The 19,747-nt window shown below is 71.5% G+C and carries 19 protein-coding genes; 11 read left to right on the top strand and 8 right to left on the bottom strand.

Features of this window, described 5'->3' with window-relative positions; genetic code table 11:
• Positions 1-27 precede the first annotated feature (27 nt).
• Positions 28-1,410: an APC family permease gene (locus tag OG521_14115; GenBank protein ID WUW21857.1), complete on the bottom strand. Its 1,383-nt coding sequence runs from the start codon at positions 1,408-1,410 to the stop codon at positions 28-30.
• Positions 1,411-1,505: 95 nt separating this feature from the next.
• On the opposite strand from OG521_14115, the gene OG521_14110 reads away from it, so the two are divergent.
• Positions 1,506-2,495: a 4-hydroxy-3-methylbut-2-enyl diphosphate reductase gene (locus tag OG521_14110; protein ID WUW21856.1), complete on the top strand. Its 990-nt coding sequence runs from the start codon at positions 1,506-1,508 to the stop codon at positions 2,493-2,495.
• A gap of 86 nt (positions 2,496-2,581) precedes the next feature.
• Complete coding sequence (locus OG521_14105) at positions 2,582-3,319, top strand: ROK family protein (protein WUW21855.1); 738 nt, start codon at positions 2,582-2,584, stop codon at positions 3,317-3,319.
• 54 nt (positions 3,320-3,373) lie between these two features.
• On the opposite strand, the gene OG521_14100 is transcribed toward OG521_14105, so the two are convergent.
• Positions 3,374-3,904 carry a hypothetical protein gene (locus tag OG521_14100; protein WUW26682.1) on the bottom strand — a complete coding sequence of 177 codons (531 nt, stop codon included), beginning with the start codon at positions 3,902-3,904 and terminating at the stop codon, positions 3,374-3,376.
• Between the two features lie 442 nt (positions 3,905-4,346).
• Here OG521_14100 and ychF point away from each other — a divergent pair, with 442 nt between their 5' ends.
• Complete coding sequence (gene ychF, locus OG521_14095; GenBank protein ID WUW21854.1) at positions 4,347-5,435, top strand: redox-regulated ATPase YchF; 1,089 nt, start codon at positions 4,347-4,349, stop codon at positions 5,433-5,435.
• A gap of 106 nt (positions 5,436-5,541) precedes the next feature.
• Here ychF and OG521_14090 read toward each other — a convergent pair whose 3' ends face one another.
• From OG521_14090 to OG521_14075, 4 genes are all read right to left on the bottom strand, one after another.
• Complete coding sequence (locus OG521_14090) at positions 5,542-6,123, bottom strand: Uma2 family endonuclease (protein ID WUW21853.1); 582 nt, start codon at positions 6,121-6,123, stop codon at positions 5,542-5,544.
• Between the two features lie 734 nt (positions 6,124-6,857).
• Positions 6,858-7,676, bottom strand: coding sequence for an SAM-dependent methyltransferase (locus tag OG521_14085; GenBank protein ID WUW21852.1), 819 nt, complete (start codon positions 7,674-7,676; stop codon positions 6,858-6,860).
• A gap of 82 nt (positions 7,677-7,758) precedes the next feature.
• The gene (locus OG521_14080) at positions 7,759-8,010 is read right to left on the bottom strand and encodes a DUF397 domain-containing protein (GenBank protein ID WUW21851.1); all 252 of its coding nucleotides are present in this window, start codon (positions 8,008-8,010) and stop codon (positions 7,759-7,761) included.
• Positions 8,007-8,873, bottom strand: a complete 867-nt coding sequence (locus OG521_14075) for a helix-turn-helix domain-containing protein (protein WUW21850.1) — start codon at positions 8,871-8,873, stop codon at positions 8,007-8,009. Before OG521_14075 ends, OG521_14080 begins: the two co-directional genes overlap by 4 nt.
• Before the next feature lie 329 nt (positions 8,874-9,202).
• On the opposite strand from OG521_14075, the gene OG521_14070 reads away from it, so the two are divergent.
• Positions 9,203-9,649, top strand: a complete 447-nt coding sequence (locus tag OG521_14070) for an ATP-binding protein (protein WUW21849.1) — start codon at positions 9,203-9,205, stop codon at positions 9,647-9,649.
• 194 nt (positions 9,650-9,843) lie between these two features.
• On the top strand, positions 9,844-10,158 hold the full coding sequence (locus OG521_14065; GenBank protein ID WUW21848.1) for a hypothetical protein: 315 nt from the start codon (positions 9,844-9,846) through the stop codon (positions 10,156-10,158).
• A gap of 64 nt (positions 10,159-10,222) precedes the next feature.
• Here OG521_14065 and OG521_14060 read toward each other — a convergent pair whose 3' ends face one another.
• Positions 10,223-10,795 carry a hypothetical protein gene (locus OG521_14060; GenBank protein WUW21847.1) on the bottom strand — a complete coding sequence of 191 codons (573 nt, stop codon included), beginning with the start codon at positions 10,793-10,795 and terminating at the stop codon, positions 10,223-10,225.
• Between the two features lie 218 nt (positions 10,796-11,013).
• On the opposite strand from OG521_14060, the gene OG521_14055 reads away from it, so the two are divergent.
• Positions 11,014-11,598, top strand: coding sequence for a TetR/AcrR family transcriptional regulator (locus tag OG521_14055; GenBank protein ID WUW21846.1), 585 nt, complete (start codon positions 11,014-11,016; stop codon positions 11,596-11,598).
• A 162-nt stretch (positions 11,599-11,760) separates the two neighbouring features.
• A complete protein-coding gene (locus OG521_14050) occupies positions 11,761-12,465 on the top strand; it encodes a Crp/Fnr family transcriptional regulator (GenBank protein WUW21845.1) in 705 nt (234 codons plus the stop codon).
• On the opposite strand, the gene OG521_14045 is transcribed toward OG521_14050, so the two are convergent.
• Entirely contained in the window at positions 12,445-13,008 is a 564-nt protein-coding gene (locus OG521_14045) for a DUF5706 domain-containing protein (protein WUW21844.1), read from the bottom strand. The genes OG521_14050 and OG521_14045 overlap by 21 nt on opposite strands.
• A 286-nt stretch (positions 13,009-13,294) precedes the next feature.
• Here OG521_14045 and OG521_14040 point away from each other — a divergent pair, with 286 nt between their 5' ends.
• The 4 genes from OG521_14040 (at position 13,295) to OG521_14025 (ending at position 19,727) form a co-directional block, all read left to right on the top strand.
• Entirely contained in the window at positions 13,295-14,155 is an 861-nt protein-coding gene (locus OG521_14040; protein ID WUW21843.1) for a hypothetical protein, read from the top strand.
• Between the two features lie 88 nt (positions 14,156-14,243).
• Complete coding sequence (locus OG521_14035) at positions 14,244-16,643, top strand: hypothetical protein (protein ID WUW21842.1); 2,400 nt, start codon at positions 14,244-14,246, stop codon at positions 16,641-16,643.
• Complete coding sequence (locus OG521_14030; protein WUW21841.1) at positions 16,640-18,376, top strand: hypothetical protein; 1,737 nt, start codon at positions 16,640-16,642, stop codon at positions 18,374-18,376. The genes OG521_14035 and OG521_14030 overlap by 4 nt, the downstream gene beginning before the upstream one ends.
• Complete coding sequence (locus tag OG521_14025) at positions 18,366-19,727, top strand: DUF4407 domain-containing protein (GenBank protein WUW21840.1); 1,362 nt, start codon at positions 18,366-18,368, stop codon at positions 19,725-19,727. The genes OG521_14030 and OG521_14025 overlap by 11 nt, the downstream gene beginning before the upstream one ends.
• The last annotated feature ends 20 nt before the right edge of the window (positions 19,728-19,747 follow it).

Below are 19,747 nucleotides of genomic sequence, written 5' to 3'. Positions count from 1 at the left end.
ACCGGTCCCGCCGCGACAGCCACGCCCTCACCCCGCCACCCGGCGCCCGCGCTGCACCAGCAGGACCACGAGCCCCACCACCAGCCAGCACGCGCCCACCACCTGAGCGCTCCCCGTCGCCTCCACGATCACCGCGATCAGCACCGCGGCCCCGACCACCGGGATCAGGACGTGCCGCCACCAGTTCGGCGGCCCCTCCATCCGGCGCACCACGAACCAGCCGACCACCGACGCGTGGAGCAGGACGAACGCGGTCAGCGCCCCCACGTCCACGACCGACACCAGATGGTCGAGACCGTCGTCGCGCCGGGCCGCCCACACCGCCGCCACCAGCGTGATCACCGCCGCGATCAGGATCGCGGTCCGCGGCACCCCCGAGCGCGGGTCGATCTTCGACAGCAGGGCGGGCAGCCGGCGCTCCCGGGCCATCGCGAACAGCAGCCGCCCGGCGGCCGCCTGCCCGGCCAGCGCCGCGAACGCCGCCCCGATCGCCTTGCTGACCGCCACCAGGTCGTGCAGCCAGGTGCCGACCGCGGAGTCCACCGTGTCGTAGAACGCCGACCCCTGGGCCGCCGGATCGGCGGCCAGCTCCGCCGACGTCATCGGCTCCAGCAGCGCCGCCAGATAGGCCTGCGCCACGAACAGCACCCCCGCCAGCACCAGGCAGAACAGCACCGCCCGCGCCACCTTCGCCGAACCGCCCGTCACCTCCTCCGCGAACGAGGCGATGGCGTCGAAGCCCAGATACGACAGCACCGCCACGGACACCGCACCCAGCACCGCCGTCGCGGAGAACCCGGAATCCCCGGTGAGCGGCGTCAGCCAGCCGCGCTGCGCCCCGTCCCGCGTGAGCACCACCACCGCGGACACCAGGAACACCAGCAGCACCACGATCTCCATGGCCAGCACCGCGAAGCCGACCCGGGCCGCGGCCCGTACGCCCCAGAGGTTGAGCAGCGTCGTGAGGACCACCGCCAGCGCGGTCCACACCCACCGCGACACCTCCGGCACCAGCGCGTTCATCGCGATCCCGGAGAAGAGATACGCGACCGCCGGGATCAGCAGGTAGTCCAGCATCACCATCCATCCGGCGATGAACCCCGGCCCCTCCCCGAGCCCCTTGCGCGCGTACGCGAACACCGAGCCGGCCTGTGGGGCGACCCGCACCATCTGGGCGTAACTGAAGGCGGTGAACGCCATCACCACGGTCGCCGCGACGTAGACGAGCGCCACGGCGCCGTCGGACTTCGCGTCCAGGGTGCCGAAGACACCGACGGGGGCCATCGGGGCGATGAAGAGCAGCCCGTAGACCACCAGGTCCCGGAAGCCGAGCGTCCGCCGAAGCCCCGCACGGGCGATGGTGCTGCCGGAATCCGTGTCCCCGCCGGAATCGCTGTCGCTGCCGGCCATGAGCCCTCCGTCGGTCGCGTCGTCGAGCGCGTGAAGATCGTCCTGATCAGTCTCCCGACCCCGTCGGCCCCGCGCCTGTTCGGTACGGCCTTACGATGGGACGCATGACTGCTACGACACCCCGACGCGTCCTGCTCGCCGCACCCCGTGGCTACTGCGCGGGCGTGGACCGTGCCGTGATCGCCGTGGAGAAGGCCCTGGAGCAGTACGGCTCCCCGGTCTACGTTCGCCACGAGATCGTCCACAACAAGTACGTCGTACAGACCCTGGAGAAGAAGGGCGCGATCTTCGTCGAGGAGACGGCGGAGGTCCCCGAGGGCTCGATCGTGATGTTCTCGGCGCACGGCGTCGCACCGACCGTGCACGAGGAGGCGGCCGAGCGGAAGCTCGCCACCATCGACGCCACCTGCCCGCTCGTCACCAAGGTCCACAAGGAAGCCGTCCGCTTCGCGCAGGACGACTTCGACATCCTCCTCATCGGCCACGAGGGCCACGAGGAGGTCATCGGCACCTCCGGCGAGGCCCCCGAGCACATCACCCTGGTCGACGGCCCCGAGGACGTCGCCAACGTCGAGGTCCGCGACCCCTCCCGGGTCGTCTGGCTCTCCCAGACCACGCTGTCGGTCGACGAGACGATGGAGACGGTCGGAGCGCTCAAGGAGAAGTTCCCGCTGCTGATCTCGCCGCCCAGCGACGACATCTGCTACGCCACGCAGAACCGCCAGATCGCGGTGAAGCAGATGGGCGCGGACGCCGACCTGGTGATCGTCGTCGGCTCGAAGAACTCCTCGAACTCGGTCCGCCTGGTCGAGGTCGCACTCGGCGCGGGTGCGGGCGACTCCCACCTCGTCGACTCCGCGGACGAGATCGAGGAGGCCTGGCTGAAGGGCGTCTCGACGGTCGGCGTCACCTCCGGCGCCTCCGTGCCCGAGATCCTGGTCGACGGCGTGCTGGCCTGGCTGTCGGAGCGGGGTTTCGAGGACGTCGAGATCGTGAAGGCGGCCGAGGAGTCCATCGTGTTCTCACTGCCGAAGGAGCTCCGCCGCGACCTGCGCGCGGAGGCGGCGGCACTCTCCGCGGAATAGGACCCGGCGCGACCGGCCCCCGCCGGGCCCGGCGGGTTTCCCGTTCCAGGAAGTGAGCGGCGCCGGGTGCCCGTACCGTGGATCACATGGAGATCTTCGGCGTGGACATCGGCGGATCCGGGATCAAGGGCGCTCCCGTGGACCTGGACCGCGGAGACCTGGCGCAGGAGCGCCACAAGGTACTCACCCCGCATCCGGCCACCCCCGAGGACGTGGCCGGATGCGTGGCGGAGGTGGTCGGCCACTTCGACTGGCAGGGACCGGTGGGCATCACGTTCCCCGGCGTCGTCACGGGCGGTATCACCCGCACCGCGGCCAATGTCGACAAGGGCTGGGTCGATCTGGACGCCCGTGCCCTGCTCAGCGACAAGCTGGGCCTCCCCGTCACCGTCCTGAACGACGCGGACGCGGCCGGCATCGCGGAGATGACGTTCGGCGCGGGCCGGGGCCGCAAGGGCACGGTCATCATGCTGACCTTCGGTACGGGGATCGGCAGCGCGCTCTTCATCGACGGCAGGCTCGTGCCCAACACCGAGCTCGGCCATCTGGAGCTCCACGGCCACGACGCGGAGAAGCACGCCTCCACCAAGGCCAAGGAGGACGAGGACCTGAGCTGGCACCACTGGGCGCACCGGGTGCAGAAGTACCTGGCCCACGTGGAGATGCTGTTCTCGCCCGAGCTGTTCGTCATCGGCGGCGGGGTCAGCCGCAAGGCCGACAAGTTCCTGCCGCTCATCGAGCACGTGCGCGCCGAGATGGTGCCCGCGGAGCTGCAGAACAACGCGGGCATCGTGGGCGCGGCGATGGCGGCGGCGGGCCGCTGACGAGGGCCCCGGCCCGACGCCCGGTCCGGCAGGCAGGCGGGACTTTCGGAACACCTAGCGCTGGGACGGCCGCCGGGGTGCCCGTCCGGCGGCCCGGGAAGCCGGGGACGGCTGTGCGGCGGGACGGGCGGTGTGCGCGGCCTGCATCATCCGCCGCTGCCGGGCCCGCATCAGCCGGACCTTCCGTACGGTCGCGATGAGACCGGCGACGAGGGTGCCGCCGTACAGCCAGCCGGCGTGGACGGCGAGCGCGGTGACGACGGCCATGGTCTGCCCGCCGAAGCCGCCCGTGCCGCCGGCGATCGGGATGATGCCGACGGCGAAGGCGATCGGCACGCTGATCGGCGCGGTGACCAGGTCGGCCGGCCGCACCCAGAGCGCGGTCAGCGCGCTGACCGGCAGGAACAGGACCCCGAACACGGCGGACGAGCCGTCGAACAGCAGCCAGTCCGCACAGGCGATCACGAACATGACGGCGGCCGCGAAGAGCCCGGCACCGATGCCGGTCAGCCGGGGGTTGGGCAGCCGCCGCAGGGCGAGCACGGCGGGCGCCACCGGGCGGGCCCGGTTCGCCGGCGTACTCATCACGCGATAGACGGTGGCGCCTTCGGCGACGGTGCCTTCGGCTCCCTCGGTCCCGAGCGGGGACAGCGGGGCCTGCCGGGTCTGCCTGCGCTGCGGGGGACGTGTCCTGTGCTGCTCCACCGGGACAACGTAGGTCGACGGGCAGGAGGAAACAGGTGCGGGACACGCGCTTTGGGTGACCTTGGCGATGAGTTCGATGCCACACGGCCCAACGGGAACCGATTTCCGCCCGGAACCCGCACCGGACTCCGCCCGCCCCGGCACCCCGTCCCGCCCCTCCGCACGGCCCCGGGGCGCACCCCGCCCCCACCCCGCCCCCTCCCCACTCCCGCCCCACCAGGACCCGTGACGACCCACTCGCCCCCGCCCGTAAACTGGAGAATCGGCCCACCCGGGCCCGACGTCCATTCGAGCCCGTCCACCCCCTAGGGAAGTCGCCACCGTGTCGCTCACGATCGGAATCGTCGGTCTGCCGAATGTCGGCAAGTCGACCCTGTTCAACGCCCTGACCAAGAACGACGTGCTGGCGGCCAACTACCCGTTCGCCACGATCGAGCCGAACGTCGGCGTCGTCGGCGTCCCCGACCCCCGCCTGAACACGCTCGCGAAGATCTTCGACTCGCAGAAGCTGCTGCCGGCGACGGTCGACTTCGTCGACATCGCGGGCATCGTGCGCGGCGCCAGCGAGGGCGAGGGCCTGGGCAACAAGTTCCTGGCGAACATCCGTGAGTCGGACGCGATCTGCCAGGTCATCCGCGCCTTCAAGGACGAGAACGTCGTCCACGTCGACGGCAAGGTCTCGCCCAAGGACGACATCGAGACGATCAACACCGAGCTGATCCTCGCCGACCTCCAGTCCGTCGAGAAGGCCGTCCCCCGCCTCACGAAGGAGGCCCGCCTCCAGAAGGAGAAGGCCGCCGTCCTGGCGGCGGTCGAGGAGGCCCAGAAGATCCTGGAGGCGGGCGACACCCTCTTCCACGCGGGCATCACGGCCGGCACGGAGAAGGGCCGCCTGCTCCACGAGCTCCACCTCCTGACGACGAAGCCCTTCCTCTACGTCTTCAACGTCGACGAGGACGAGCTGGTCGACGAGGACTTCAAGAACGAGCAGCGCGCCCTGGTCGCCCCCGCCGAGGCCATCTTCCTGAACGCCAAGATCGAGTCCGAGCTGATCGAGCTCGACGACGACGAGGCGCTGGAACTCCTCCAGTCGATGGGCCAGGAAGAGCCCGGCCTCGCCACCCTCGGCCGCGTCGGCTTCGACACGCTGGGCCTCCAGACCTACCTCACGGCAGGCCCCAAGGAGACCCGCGCCTGGACGATCAAGAAGGGCGCCACGGCCCCGGAGGCGGCCGGTGTGATCCACACCGACTTCCAGAAGGGCTTCATCAAGGCCGAGATCATCTCCTTCGACGACCTGGTCGAAACCGGCTCGGTCGCCGAGGCCCGCGCCAAGGGCAAGGCGCGCATGGAGGGCAAGGACTACGTCATGCAGGACGGGGACGTGGTGGAGTTCCGCTTCAACGTGTAGCGAGTTGGCTACTGCAAGCTAGTGCTCGTCAAGAATGCTGGTCAGAGGGGTCGGACTTGGGTAAGTCCGGCCCCCCACCGCATCTCCGTGCTGACTTGGTGCTCACTCAGCTGTGGCGGGGTGGAGCGAGCTTCTCCAGGTCGAGGTTGATCTCGAAGGGCACCGGACGGTTGAGCGAGCCCCTGAAGATGCCAACGGGTACATAGGTGGCGGTTGGCTCGTCAAGTTCGTAGACGTGGACGATGGGTGCTCCGTCCTCGTCCTCGATGCGCCAGTAGTGCGGGATGCCGGCCTCTGCGTATTTGTGGAGCTTTACCGTGCGGTCCCGGTGTGCGGACTCGGGGGAAACCACCTCGACGGCGAGTCGTACTTCATCCGGTGCGAACCAGGTGCGGTCACCGTCGAAGTCGGCCGTCGTCACCAGCAGATCCGGCTCGGGCCGATTGCGTTGATCGAGTTTGATGGTCATCTCCCGTCCGACCCTTACGTCGGCCGGCGCCTGCTCCATGAGAGCCACGGTGAGCATCGTGACGAGATGGCCGTGCCACCACCGCTGCGGGGACATCATGAAGACGAGGGCTCCGTCGATCAGCTCGGTGTGGCGCGGTGCTTCCGGGAGGCGGTCCAGGTCCTCCGCGAACCAGCCTTCCGCGCGAGGCGGGCGCATCCAGTCGGGCAGTGCGGTCATGGCTCAACCGTAGCGACTCAGCGAGGTCCGGACCATGAGGTCGACGACGGGCGAAACGAGAACCGCCCCCGTCACCCAAACGCGGGCCGTCCACCCGCGCCTGCGCTGCACGTCCCGGCCGTGCGCACGCATCCGACCGGGCGAGCGCCTCCACACCGGCTCGGCTCTGCGGACAGCCGTTGGGGTACGCAGGTACCGGGACGCCGACTTCCGTACGAGCGTCCTCATCAGGCGGGGCGCTGTTCGTCGGGCCGGTCACGGCCGTAGGTGGCCGCAAGATCCGAAGCATCGTCCAGCGCCCCGCTGCGATGCGCAGATCGCGTACGATCCTGGCATCGCACCCGCGCGGTGCCCGCAGCACGGGCAGGGGGAGGAGTCGCTCACCTGTGCAGTCTCCTTTGAGGCCACGCCGGCGTGCCACGCATTTCTCTGCCCGGGGTGGCCAGCCAGTCCGCAGCCAGTCCGCAGGACACCCGTGAACGGCCGTCGGGAGCCAACGCATCCCAACGAGGAAATCCCAGGTCAGAGCCCTGGGTGGGGCTCCGCCGCAGGTCAGGATCGGGCCGCAGACATTCCGCCAACGTGTAGCGCATCGCCTGCCGCAGGCTGTCGATCCGCCAGAGACGCGCGCACCGGAAGGGGCCGGGCTCACCTGAGCCCGGCCCCTTCCGCGTTTCCGTGACGGCTCAGCCGCAGTGGGGTGGAGTGGGTGATACGAGGGCTCCGCCGCTCGGCTAGCGCTTGATGCCCACGCCCGCCAGCAGGCTGATCTGGGCGTCCGTGATCTCCGGCTCGCCCTTGGCGGGACCGGTGGAGCGCCAGCGGTGGCAGCAGACGATGCCGGGGGCGACCAGGTCGAGTCCGTCGAAGAAGCGGCGCACGTCGCTGTGGGAGCGGAACTGCACCGGGGAGCCGGACTTCGTGTAGACCTCCGCGACGTTGTTCCAGGTGACGGGGTCGAAGTCGGGTGTGCAGTGGTTCATGGCGAGGGCGCTGCCCGTCGGGAGCGGGTCGAGGAGGCGGCGGATGATGGCGTACGGGTCGTGTGGGTCGGTGATGAAGTGCATGAGCGCGTTGAGGGAGAGGGCGATGGGCTGGGTGAAGTCCAGGACCCCTGAGTCCTCCACGGCGCTCATGAGTGAGTCGGGGTCGGTGATGTCGGCCTCGATGTACGCCGTGCGGCCCTGCGTCGTGCTGCGCATGAGGCGTTCGGCGTACTTGAGGACGAGCGGGTCGTTGTCCGCGTAGACGACGCGGGCGTCGTTCGCGACGGACTGGGCGACCTGGTGCAGGTTGGGCTCGGTCGGGATGCCCGTGCCGATGTCGAGCCACTGGCGGATGCCGTGCTCCTGCGCCAGGACCCGGGTGGCGCGGTGCATGAACGCCCGGTTCTCGCGCGCGGTCACGTAGATGCCGGGGTGCGCCTGGGCGGCGACCAGGGCCGCGTCCTTGTCGATCTCGAAGTGGTCCTTGCCACCGAGGAAGTAGTCGTACATCCGGGCCGAGTGCGCCTTGCTCGTGTCGAGATCGCGGCCGGTCTGCCTGGTGGTCATGTGCTCCCCTTCGTGCGTGAGTCGATCGGCCCGCGGGCCGGGGACGGGACGGGTGCCGTCGTCCCTGGTGCCTGCCGTCGGTTCACCCGGCGGCCAAGTGATCGGCCAGTCCCTCTTTGACCCCGCGGACGAACGCGGCGATCTCCTCCGGCGTGTAGATCAGCGCCGGACCGGCCGGGTCGGTGGACTGGCGTACGGCCACGCGGCCGTCCGCGAGCTGCTTCGTCTCGACGCACTGGCCCCCGTTCGGCCCGCTCCAGGGGCGCTCCCAGCCGTGCTCCCCCAGATCGCGGGCCGGCATGCCGTTGTAGACGCCCTCTTCGGTGATCGTCATGAGTACTCCTTGCGCATGCGGTTCAAGAGCGCCCGGCTGTCATCGGACGACGTCAGCAGCGCCATGCGGGAATGGGCCTCCAGATGGGAGACGACGTCCGCGCGCTGGTCCAGGTAGACGGAGGCCGACAGAAGTTCGCTGTAGACGATGTCCGGCAACTCGGGTTCCTCGAACCGGAAGTACGTGAACGGGGCACAGGCTCCGACGTGCGCGCCGGCCGTGAAGGGCACGATGTCGAGGCTGATGTGCGCACGTTCGGAGAGGTCCAGGAGCCGTTCGATCTGCTCCCGCATCACCTGCGGGCCGCCCACCACGCGGTGCAGGACCGCTTCCTCCATGACCACCCACAACGTGGGGGCGTCCTCCCGCTCCAGCAGGCGCTGGCGGTGCAGCCGCAACTCCACCCGGCGCGCGAGCTCTTCCTCGCTGCCGTTCGGCAACCCGCCGCGCAGCACGGCGTGTGCGTAGTCGGAGGTCTGCAACAGGCCGGTCACGTACTGGGGTTCATAGGTGCGGAGGGTCTTGGCGCCGGTCTCCAGGCTGACGTAGGCGGTGAACCAGCTGGGGACGGCGTCGCGGTACGAGTGCCACCAGCCGGGCTTGTTCGCCTGCTCGGCCAGTTCGACGAACTCGTCGATCTCCTGGCGTTCCGCGCCGAAGGTCTCCAGCAGCTTCTCCACGTAGAGAGGCTTCAGGGCGACCTCGGCCTTCTCCAGCCGGCGGATCGTCAGCGTCTTCACGCGCAGTGCCTTCGCCGCGTCCTCAAGCGAGGCCCCGGCGCCGAGCCGCATGTCCTGCAGCCGACGGCCGAGGATCATGCGCAGGACTGTCGGCGCGCTGGTGCCGGTACGGGCATCGCTCACGCCCAACCTCCTGAGAGTCCATCAACACCGCCATTCTTACAGGGGTTTGGTGTCGATGCCAGGGTGATACCCGCGCTTCTGAAATTATCAGGGAGTCGGTTGCAGCCGGTGCGCTATCACGCGCATAGTGGATGCGTGAGTGGTGAAGCCAATAACGACGGCGCAGGGGTCCGGCCCGGAGAGGGCGCGGAATCCCGATGCCGTCATCGGCCCCCGCTGCTGGGCCATCGAATCGGCGCGCCCCTCCCCCCGCTCGGGTTGCAGCCCGCATCCCCTCACCGCGCCCGTCCCCACGCAGGCGCTGGAAGGCGACATCCGTGACTCTGTCCATGCCCTCAGCCCCGGCCTCGACCCCCGCCTTAGCCGGGACCGTGCCGCGCCGGGAGTGCTGGTTCGGTCTGCCCGCGCTGCGCACCAGCGTGAGATCCGCCCGCGACACCGTGCGTGACCGGCTCGCCGCCTGGAAGCTGCCCGGTGACACCTGCTGCGACGCGGTGCTGCTGGTCTCCGAGCTGACCACGAACGCCGTGCTCCACACCGGCAGCGGTCGCTTCCTGTGCGGCCTCACGCTGAGCGGCGACGAGCGGCGCCTGCGCATCGAACTCCACGACGAGGGCAGCACCCCGATCCGCCCGCCCGACCACCGTGCCGGGCCCGGTGAGGAGAACGGGCGAGGGCTGTTCCTCGTCTCGCAACTCGCGGACCGCTGGGGCTCGGCACGCTCGACACGGGCCGAAGGCAACGTCGTATGGGCCGAGTTGACCGCCCACTCCTGACGTCGGTCCGAGTGCCGGGCCACGGCAGGCAGTGCGCCGGCCCGCGCGAGGACACCGTACGTACGGACCGCCGCGTTCCCTTCGCGCGACGGCACCCCTCCTCCCTCGATCCTCTGCAGAAGGCGGCCATGACTCCCCACGGTGAAACCGCTTCTCCCGTAGTGCTGTACGTATGTGCCGACCGAGCCCCGGGCGTGCCCGGGGAAGCCGCGCAGCGCGCGCAGACGGAAGGCAGGGCGTTCGCCCAGGAACGCGGACTGACGATCGCCGAGGTCGTCACCGACACCTACGGCGAACCCGATCCGGGCCGGCGCCGGGGGTGGCGGCGGGTGAGACAGCTGGCCCAGACGGGCCACGTCACCGCGGTACTCGTCCGCTGGCCGAGCGCCATCGCCCCCGAGTCCGCACGCGAACTCCGGCACCGCGAGGCCGCCTGGCTGCACGACCGGGGCGTGCGCGTCCGGTACACCTGGGCGCCCTTGTCCTCAAGGACCTGCGACGACCGGTGACCCCGCTCCGGGGTCTCCCGGCGCGCCCGGGGGACAGTCACCACTGATGTCCCCGCGGGGGACGTCAGCTGTTGCTGCCGGCCTTCTTGTTGCCGTCCTTCAGGCGGAGGGCTGAGACCAGGAAGAACACGCCGCCGAGGAAGGCGTAGCCGGCCAGGCTGCCCAGTGCCGCGTCGTCCTTGCCCGCCTGCGCGAAGAACGACGCGCCGGCGGCGGTGGAGATTGCACCGCTGGCGATCATCGCCCACTGGCCGCCCAGCCGGCGGCGGGCGGCGCCGACGATCAGCTGGACGAGACCCGCGGTGACGGCCCAGACGCCCCAGACGCGCAGGACCGCAGGGATGCCGGACGTTGCGGCGACGGCGAGGCCGAGGGCGGTGAGGGTGCTCAGCGCGATGTTCACGTACAGGCCGCGCGCCGGCCCGCCGGTCGCGCGGGCGGACCTGAGGTCGACGACAGCGCACGCCACGTCGAACAGGGGATAGACGACGAGCAGCGTCGCGCTCAGCGGGCCCAGGGTGTCGGCGGACGCGAACAGCAGTACGGCCCAGACGGCGGCGAACGCGAAGCGCAGGATGTACAGCTTCCGCAGGGCCGTGGCAGCGGGGGTGGGAGGGGTGCCTGCGAGGGTGTCCATGGGAGTGCCTTCCAGTGACGGTGTGAATGCGTGGGGCGGGCTGGTGGGCGGCCCGGCGCGGTCCCGCCGCGCAATGAGGGGGCCCATGAAGGTGCCAATGAGGAAGCCGATGAAGCTGCCGATGAGGGAGAACGTTCGGTCTCATCTTCATCTAACGGGCCCCTGCGGCGACTGTCAAGACCGAACGTTCTCCCTCATGCTTTGGTAGTCTCGGGATCATGAGTCGGGGTACAGCGGGCGGCAGCACGTCCGAAGCGCGAGCCAGGCTGCTCGGCACGGCGACGAGGATCTTCTACGCGGAGGGGATCCACTCCGTCGGCGTCGACCGGATCATCGCGGAGGCGCAGGTGACCCGGGCGACGCTGTACCGGCACTTCGCGGGCAAGGAGGAACTCGTCCTCGCCTATCTCGACCAGGCCGACAAGGGAATCCGGGCGCAGGTCGCCGCCGCGGCCGCGAGCGACGAACCGGCGGCGGACAGGGTCCGGGCCGTCGCCCGGTCCATCACCGAAGGCATTCGGTCCCCCGGATTCCGCGGCTGCGCCTTCCTCAACGCGGTGGCCGAGTACGCCGACCCGGCCCACCCGATCCACCGTGCCGTGCTGGCCCACCGGCAGTGGTTCCTGGACACCGTCACGGAGTTGCTGGCCCGGGCCGGCTGCGAGCCCGCGGATGCGGCCGGGCGGCACCTGGTCATGCTCCGGGACGGAGCCATGGCCGCCGGGTGCCTGTTCGATCCGGAACTGGTGTCCGAAACCTTCCTGCTCGGCGTCGAAGGCGTCCTGCGGGCACGCACCGCCTGACCGTCCGTACGGGCACGTGCCGGCTGAAGCGCAAGTGCCGGGCGCGCGCCCGGGGGAAGCCCTAGCCTGGGCGGCGTACGGGATGTGCGGGTGCGGAGAGGCGGCGGGGCGGGCGTGGAGCCGGGTGGGGAGTGGGGGTGGCCGGGGCGCAGTCTGCTCGGGGTGCTGTCCGGTCCCGCACGCGCCGAACTGCTCTCCCTCGGATCCGAGTTGACCCTCGGTTCCGGTGGCGTCCTGCTCACCGAGGGCGCCACGGACCGGCATCTGTACGTGATCCTCAGCGGGTTCGCCAAGGTCACCGCCACCGTGGAGAACGGGCAGGAGTCGCTGCTCGCCGTCCGGGTCGGGGGTGACAGCGTGGGGGAGATGGCCGCGCTGGACGGCGCGCCGAGGTCGGCCGGAGTGGTCGCCTGCGGACCGTTGCGGGCGCGGGTCATCGGGCCCGGGGCCCTGCACGGGCTCATGGTGCGGCGGCCCGAGGTGGCGATGGCGCTGACCCGGATCGTGGCCGACCGGCTGCGCTGGGCCAACCGGCGGCGGCTCGAGTTCCGCGGCTATCCGGTCAAGGTGCGCCTCGCCCGGCTGCTGGTGGAGCTCGCCGTGGCGTACGGGCGGCCCGAGCCGGGCGGCGGCCATGTGATCGGCTTCCAGCTCACCCAGCCCGAACTCGCCGCACTCACCGGCGCCGCCGAGACCACCGTCCACAAGGGGCTGCGTGAACTGCGGGACGAAGGGCTGCTCGGCACCGGGTACCGGACGACCACGGTGCACGACCTCGCCCGGCTCGCCCGGGTCGCCGAACTCGCCGAACCCGTGGCGCCGCCCACGGCACGCCGGCCCCGGCGGTCAGCCGAGGGCGGGCCGTAACAGCAGGCAGAGCCCCGCGGTGGTCCCCATCACCGCGGTGCAGACCACCGCTGCCGTCACGCAGCGGTACTTCCGCAGGGCCACGTCGGAGAGGAAGCGGATCATCGCGCGCAGCTGCCGGTCGTCCTCGGCTGCCGATGTCGGTGTGGGTGCGGGTGCCGGTGCGGGCCGTGGTGGGTCGGTGGCGGCGGCCAGTTGGGCGAAGCTGTAGTCGTTGGGGCCGGTGGACCGCCAGACGCGCGGCCGGAGCGCCAGGGCGAGCGAGGCCGCGCCGCCGAAGAGGCCGCAGGCGAAGAGGATCAGGAGCACCCCCGCCGTCCAGCCGAGCGGGCCGCCCCGCCGCCATCCGTCGACCGCCGCCTCGCTCCACGCGCCCGCCGTCCCCACGAGTGCCGCCTGCACGGCGGAGAGGATGCCGGCCTTGGCGTCGGCGTGCTGGTGTGCCGTCTGGAGGATGGGCAGCATTCTGTGCGACGCGGGGGTGGGCGTGCCCTGTGCGGGGGCGGGCGCCCGGGTGGACACGGTGGGCGGGGCGGATGTCACGGAACCTCCAACGCGGCTCGGATGGACTCCCATTGAGCCTCCGGAGCGCCGGACGGAACAGTCACTTGTACGGGATTGGGCGGCCCGTCGAGATCCCGTACTTCCACGGGGTGCGGGTGGCCGGTTCCGGTGTACGACTGGCAGGGCGACCGGTGCTCCACGGGGGTGAACACCGGTTCGGGAGCAGCATGCCGCATCGACCACTTCCTTGTAACTAGCCCAATTAGCAAGTGAGTTGGAGGTGGGGCATGCTGTCCCTCCCGATGGGACGGATGAGGAGGACGGGATGCCCGTAGGTGCGATGGGTGTGTTCGACAGGCGGCTTCTGCTCGCCGTCGACGCGCGAGGATACGGCAGCTCGGACACCGCGCGACAGCGCGATATCCAGACAGCGTTGCCCCGCCTCCTCTCGGAGGCGGCCGAGGCCGCGGGGCTCGACCGCGCCTCCTGGGTGCGGCAGGCCGCGGGGGACTCCGAGTTCGCCGTACTCCCGGCCGGTTCCGACGAGCAGGCGCTCGTCGAGCCGTTCATGCGCCGGCTGGACGCCGGGCTGCGTGCCCACAATCGCGACCGTGTGCCCGGCGCGCGGCTCGCGCTGCGTACCGTCGTGCACTTCGGGCCCGCCTCCGAGGCGCCCAGCGGGTTCGTCGGCCCCGGGCCCGTCGAGATCTCCCGCATCCTGGAGAGCGACCCCCTGCGCCGGGCCCTCGCCGAGGCCCCGGGCGCCGCGCTCGCCGTCGCGCTGACCGCACCGGTCTTCACGGAGCTCGTCGCCCAGGGCTACACCAACTTCCAGCCGGAGGAGTTCCGCGAGGTCGTCGTCGAGAAGAAGGAGTACCGGGGCCGGGCCTGGCTGTGGGTGCCGGGGTGCGATGTGCACGCGCTGGACCTCGGCGCCGCGGGCCCGCGTTCCGGAGCGGAGCCCGGCCCCCGGACCGCGTCTGATTCCGGCTCCGGCCACGGCCGTGAATCCGGCTCCGGTTCCGGCTCCGCGGGTGCTTCCGGGTCCGGCTCCGCGGCAGGTCCCGGTGAGCCCGCCGAGCCCGCCAGGACCGCGTCGGCGCAGGACGGTGGCGGCGATTCCGCCACCACCAATCTGTACGGAACCGTCATCAACGGGAACGTCGTCTTCGGCATTTCCAAGTGAGCGCAGTGCACGGGGTGATGGGGGTGCAGACGTGAGGTCCACGGATCGTCCGACGGAGAGTCACGGAAGCGGTGCGGAGGGAGGCGGTGTGCCGGGCGAGGGCCGGGAACCGGCCGTTGGGGCGGGCGGCGCCGGTGATCCGCGCCCCGTCCCCGAGCCGGCCGCCGCCTCGTCCGCACCCTCGTCCACCCCCTCGGCCATACCCGCCTCTCCGTCCCCCTCCGGAGTGAATTCGGGAGCGAGTTCGGGAACGGACTCCGGTGAGCGCTCCGCTACGGGTTCCGCATCGAACCCCGCCACGGACTCCATTTCGAACCCGGCCACGAATCCGGCCACGACCCCCGGAACCGGCTCCTCCGACGGCGACCACCTCGTCTACAACAACTTCTACGGCCCCCAGTACCACGGCCGCGCCCATTTCGGCATCGCCACCGCGACCGAGCGGTCCGGGAGGGCCCGCGCCACCGGGCTCCTCGAAGGCGACGAGATCGACGCGCTGCTGCGCTCGTACATCCGCCCCGACTGCTTCGACGACGCGACCCGCGAGCTCTCCCGTACCCGCGTCGTCGTCCTGACCGGGCCCCAGGGCACGGGCAAGCGGTCCGGCGCGGTCGCCCTGCTCAGGGAGACCGTCGGACCGTCGGCCGACTACGTGGTGCTCTCCCCGGACATCGGTCTCGACCAGCTCGCCGAGCGGACCTTCGACGCGGGCGTCGGCTATGTCGTCCTCGACCGCACCGGGACCGCGGGCGCCGCCGGGGGCGCGGCCTCGGACTTCGACTGGCGCCGGGTGCGTGACCAACTGCGCCGGCACCGTGCCCATCTGGTCATCACCACCGTGCACGGCGCGGCCGGGCGTCCCCCGGAGGCCGTACGGCATCTGCCGTGGCGGCCCCCGGCTCCGGACAAGGTGGTACGCGCCCGGCTGGTCCAGGCCCGTATGCCGAAGGAGACCGTCGACCGGGCCGTCGCCGGAATCCCGGCCCACTGTCCCATCGCGGTCGTCGCCGACGCGGCGCAGCGGATCGCGGCGGGCACCGATCCGGACCAGGCGTGGAAGGAGCACAGCGGCAGCGCGCCGCAGGCGGTCCAGGAGTGGTTCGGTGTGGCGGAGCAGGAGCGGAGTCTGCGCGAGATCGCCGAGGTCACCACCCTCGCCTTCGCTCTGGGCATCGGCCGGCGCGCCTTCGAGTCACTCCAGGACGTCCTCGAACGGCTCCTGGAGCCCGTCTACGCCGCGGATCCGGCGGATTCCGCTCACTCCGGCCACTCCATGCCACCCGTCCACTCCACGCATTCCGTGCCGGATGCCGCATCCGGCACCGCCGACGGCGCGGCTCCCGACGCCGCGGGGCAGGCCGCCGGCGGGCCGGTCCGGCGGCAGCGCCACCGGACCCGGCCGGTGGACCGGCGCCGCTCGCTCGCCCGCAACTCCCTGATCACCACGGAGATGCAGATCTACGGCGCGACCACCCGGGAGGTCATGGTCTTCGCCGACGCCGATCTGCGCCGCTGGGTGCTGGAGGCGCTGTGGCGCGATCACCCCACCGAGTACTGGGACGCCGTCCGCCACTGGCTGGGGCTGGTCGTCGACGCCGACCCCGATCCCGTCCTCCAGCTCTCCATCGCCTCCGGACTCACGCTGCTCGGACACATCGCCTTCGACGAGGTGGTGCAGAGCTACCTCGACCCCTGGGCGCGCGGGGAGAGCGGGGAGGCCGGGCAGACCCTCGCGGTGTACGTCCTCTGGTACATGTGCCTGGAGGAGACCCAGGCGGCCGCCGCGCTCACGCTCGCCCGCACCTGGGCGCAGTCCACCCATCCCACCCTGCGGGGCACCGCGCTCTGCGCCTTCGGCGGCCAGCTCGGCGTCACCTTTCCCACCGACGCCGTGAAGTGGCTCTGGGCCATGCTCCGCAGCGGCGTGCCCGACAAGCGCGACGAGCGCGAACTCGGTCTGCAGGCCTGGGCGCAGCTGTTCCTGACGCTCGTCGACTGCCAGGAGGACGCCGGCATCGTGCTCGACGCCCTGGCGCACCGCATCAGGAAGGAACAGCGCACCAGGTCCGCCGCCTACTCTGCGACCGGGCTCCTCGTCCTGGAGACCACGCTGTGGGTCTTCTCCGCCACCGAGCGGCTCTCGGCCCGCCCCGCTGTCGCGCGGTACCTCGCCGACCGGCCGGCCGAGACCGGCGTCGTCGCCGAGCTGTGGGCGGCGGCCCTCTGCTACCGGCCGCTGCGCCGCAGCGCCCTGTCCGCTCTCCGCCAGGCGGCGCGCGCCCTGCCCGCCGTGACCTCAGACCCCGCCGCGGTGGCCGAACGGCTCGGTCAGGCGCTCGCCGCCGCGCTTCCGCAGGACGAACACCCGTTGTTGGTAAGTGAGTTGGGTCGACCCGCAGTCGCCCGCCCCGCTCGCGCCACAGATCCCGACTGCGTCGCGATCCTGCTCGGCGCCCTGAACCGTGCGAAGGACAGCCACCCACGATGACCACGATCCACAGAACCTATCCGCTGGTGGAGGAGCGCGTGCTCGACCCCGCGCCCCGGGCCGGCCGCCGCTTCTGGAACCAGCCGGCCCGCTCCCAGGACGAACTGCCGCGCGTCGCGGCCCACCAGGTGCTCGTCTACCGCACCGGCGACCAGTACCTCACCGACCACGGTGTCCGCGGCCCCGGGGACGAGGCCGTCCTGAACGCCGGTTCGGTCACGGTCGTCGACTGCCGTACCGCCGTGCCCGTCACCGTCGGCACCGACGTGCCGTCCGCCGAGACCGACGGCTTCACCCTCCAGGTCGCCTTCCACTGCACGGTCACCGATCCCGTGGCCGTGGTCCGCGAGGGTGTCACCGATGTGGAGTCGCGGCTGCTCGGCTACCTCCGGGCGCTGCCCGGACTCAGCGACGTCACCCAGGAGTGGCCGCTCGAAGCGGGCAAGGAGGTGTCCCGGCGGCTGACCGCCCGGCTGATCTCGTACCTGGAGATGGAGCCGCCGCGGATCGCCGGGCTCTCCGTCGGCGACCCCTACCTGACCGTGCTCACCCCGGGCGAGTTCGCCGCCCAGCAGCGCCGTGCCGACGAGGAGCGGCGCGAGCGCGAGCAGGACCGGGTGAAGGAGGCGGTGCGTCGCGAGCGTGAGCTGATGGAGCACGAGCGCGAGAAGGAACGGGAGCGGATGGAGTCCGAGCGCAAGGCGCTCGAGATGCGGCACCAGCAGGAACTCGACGACCTCAGGCGGACGTACACCCGCCGGACCGACGCCGAGGACCAGCACTACACGCAGAACCTCAAGCGCAAGGACAACGAGTTCGAGCGCGTCGAAGCCCTCAAGGACATCGACGACTTCGGCATCGATCCGGCCCACACCGACATCCTCGCCCAGCGCCGCGGCGAGATCGCGTACTCCGAACTGGCCGAACGGCAGCGCGAGACGGACCGGGTGCGGCGCGAGCGGCAGCGCGAGGACGAGGAGCGGCACTGGGACTTCGCCGAGCGGCGGCGGCACAGCGAACGGGAGGACCTGCGCTACAGCCTGGAGCGTGAGGACCGGCACCGGGAGGTCGACCGCCAGGACGAGCGGGCCGCGCTCGACGCCGAGCGGGAGGAGAAGCGCGAGCAGCGGGCCGGCGACCGGGAGGACCGGCTGCGGCAGCGCGCCGAGAAGCGCGACGACACGCTGGCCGAGCGGGCCGAGCGGCGTCACCGGGCGGACCGGCGCGACAGCGTCAACCAGGAGCTGGGCCGCCAGATGATCAACCGCGGCCTGCTCGACAACGCGCCGCTCGATGCCCGCGCCTTCGTCGAGCGCCTCAGCTCCGGGCAGGGCCTCCTCGACCAGGAGCCGTCCGGCCCCGCGCAGGTGGCCGGTGCCGACGAGGCCCCGCAGCTGGAGGAGGGCGACGGCGCGCCGTCCCCGGAGCGCTCCGGCGACCGCCGCCCGCCGGACGACGAGGGTTCGTTCCGGAAGGACGAGGGCTCGCACTTCAAGGACGACGAGGGCTCCCCGTTCAAGAAGGGCGGGGACTACGGGCGGAAGCACGGACCGCGCGACGATCGCTACGGGGGCGACCGGTACGGCGAGGGGTACGACCGGCCCGCCGCCGGCGGTGCCCGCGACGACGACCGGGACCGGGACGGCGGCATCGACCCCGACCGCGCCACGCGCCGTCCGCTGATCGCCGACGACGACCTCGGTGAAGCGGGGAGGGAGGAGCGTGGCCGCTGACACCCCCGTACGCCCGCCCGAGGAGAGCTACGACACGTGGGCGTCCGGGACCGGGCCCGCCCACGGCCCCCGGCGAGGCCGCCGGAGCGGGCGTGGCCCCGCCGTGTTCCTGCGCCGTCTGATCGGCATCCGTGAGGAGATCCTCGACCGCGAGAGCGCCGAACGCGCCCGCTACACGTGGTACGGGGCCATCGTGCTCAACACCGCGCTGCTCGGCGGGGCTTCCATGGCCCTGGCGATCAGCACGATCCGCGAGGGCACGCCGGTCGCGGCCGCGGTCCTCATCGGTGTGATCTGGGCGTGGATCGTGCTGGCCCTGGACAGCTGGCTGGTCTCCAGCACCCACGGCTACACCGGCGGACGCGCGGTGCGCATGCTGGTGCCCCGGCTGTTCCTCTCCGTGGTGCTCGGGCTGACCATCGCCGAGCCGATGCTGTTCCAGATCTTCGACCGGGAGATACGCCAGGAGATGGCGGTCAGCAGGGAGCGCGACCTCGCGGACTTCCGTGGCAGCCTCACCGCCTGCAACCCCCTCGACGGTGCGGACACGACGAGCCGCGCGGACTGCGGCGACTTCCATCTGACGGTGAAGGGCGCGCCGGCCTCGATCAAGGGCGACATCGGTGACAACACCGACGCCGTCGCCCGTCTCGACCAGCAGATCAAGACCTTCAACGACGCCCTCGACAAGAAGCTGGCCACCGAGCGCCGCGAGTGCGCCAAGGAGCGGTGGATCCGGCGCGGCAACGGCTGGGACACCACCGAGACCTGCGAGCGCGCCCGCGCCGACACCAGCGCGTACCGGCGGACCAGCAAGGTCGCCGAGTACGAGAAGAAGCGCGCCGAACTCGTCGGCAAGGGGAACGTCCTGTCCGAGCAGCTGGTCAGCGCGGGAACGGCCTACCGCACGGACGTCAAGAAGGCGATCGACGCCAAGGTCGCCGACCGGGAGTCGTCGCAGCAGCACGACGGGCTGCTGCTGCGTGCCGAGGCCCTGTCCACGGTGGCCTGGTCCGACGGTTTCGCGCTCTTCATGATGTTCCTGCTGCATGCCGTGCTGCTGCTGGTCGACGCCATGCCGGTGCTCGCCAAGCTGATGAGCGGCCCGTCCGAGTACGACCGCAGGCTCGGCGAGCGGCGCGAGGCCAACCAGCGCATCCACCTGGAGGACCAGGACGTGCAGCGCCAGGTCGCCACCATCGATCACGAGGTCCGGCGGTACGCGGCCGAGGTGCGGGCCGAGGAGGACAAGTCCCGGCTGGGGCACGCCCGGTACAAGGCGCGCGCCGAGCACGTCCGCATGGTCCGCGAGGAACTCGACGCACGCACCGCCCGGCTCCTGGGCGAGTGACGTCCGGCGCGGCGGGGCGT

Source organism: Streptomyces sp. NBC_01463 (genome assembly GCA_036227345.1).
Classification (GTDB): Bacteria; Actinomycetota; Actinomycetes; order Streptomycetales; family Streptomycetaceae; genus Streptomyces.
The sequence above is the reverse complement of the archived record's forward strand: the minus strand, read 5'-3'. Positions and strand labels throughout refer to the sequence as shown.

Coding starts and splice junctions, on each gene's coding strand:
- OG521_14115 (WUW21857.1), bottom strand. CDS start 1,410: ATGGCCGGCAGCGACAGCGATTCCGGCGGGGACACGGATTCCGGCAGC.
- OG521_14110 (WUW21856.1), top strand. CDS start 1,506: ATGGGACGCATGACTGCTACGACACCCCGACGCGTCCTGCTCGCCGCA.
- OG521_14105 (WUW21855.1), top strand. CDS start 2,582: ATGGAGATCTTCGGCGTGGACATCGGCGGATCCGGGATCAAGGGCGCT.
- OG521_14100 (WUW26682.1), bottom strand. CDS start 3,904: ATGAGTACGCCGGCGAACCGGGCCCGCCCGGTGGCGCCCGCCGTGCTC.
- OG521_14090 (WUW21853.1), bottom strand. CDS start 6,123: ATGACCGCACTGCCCGACTGGATGCGCCCGCCTCGCGCGGAAGGCTGG.
- OG521_14085 (WUW21852.1), bottom strand. CDS start 7,676: ATGACCACCAGGCAGACCGGCCGCGATCTCGACACGAGCAAGGCGCAC.
- OG521_14080 (WUW21851.1), bottom strand. CDS start 8,010: ATGACGATCACCGAAGAGGGCGTCTACAACGGCATGCCGGCCCGCGAT.
- OG521_14070 (WUW21849.1), top strand. CDS start 9,203: ATGCCCTCAGCCCCGGCCTCGACCCCCGCCTTAGCCGGGACCGTGCCG.
- OG521_14060 (WUW21847.1), bottom strand. CDS start 10,795: ATGGACACCCTCGCAGGCACCCCTCCCACCCCCGCTGCCACGGCCCTG.
- OG521_14055 (WUW21846.1), top strand. CDS start 11,014: ATGAGTCGGGGTACAGCGGGCGGCAGCACGTCCGAAGCGCGAGCCAGG.
- OG521_14040 (WUW21843.1), top strand. CDS start 13,295: ATGCCCGTAGGTGCGATGGGTGTGTTCGACAGGCGGCTTCTGCTCGCC.
- OG521_14030 (WUW21841.1), top strand. CDS start 16,640: ATGACCACGATCCACAGAACCTATCCGCTGGTGGAGGAGCGCGTGCTC.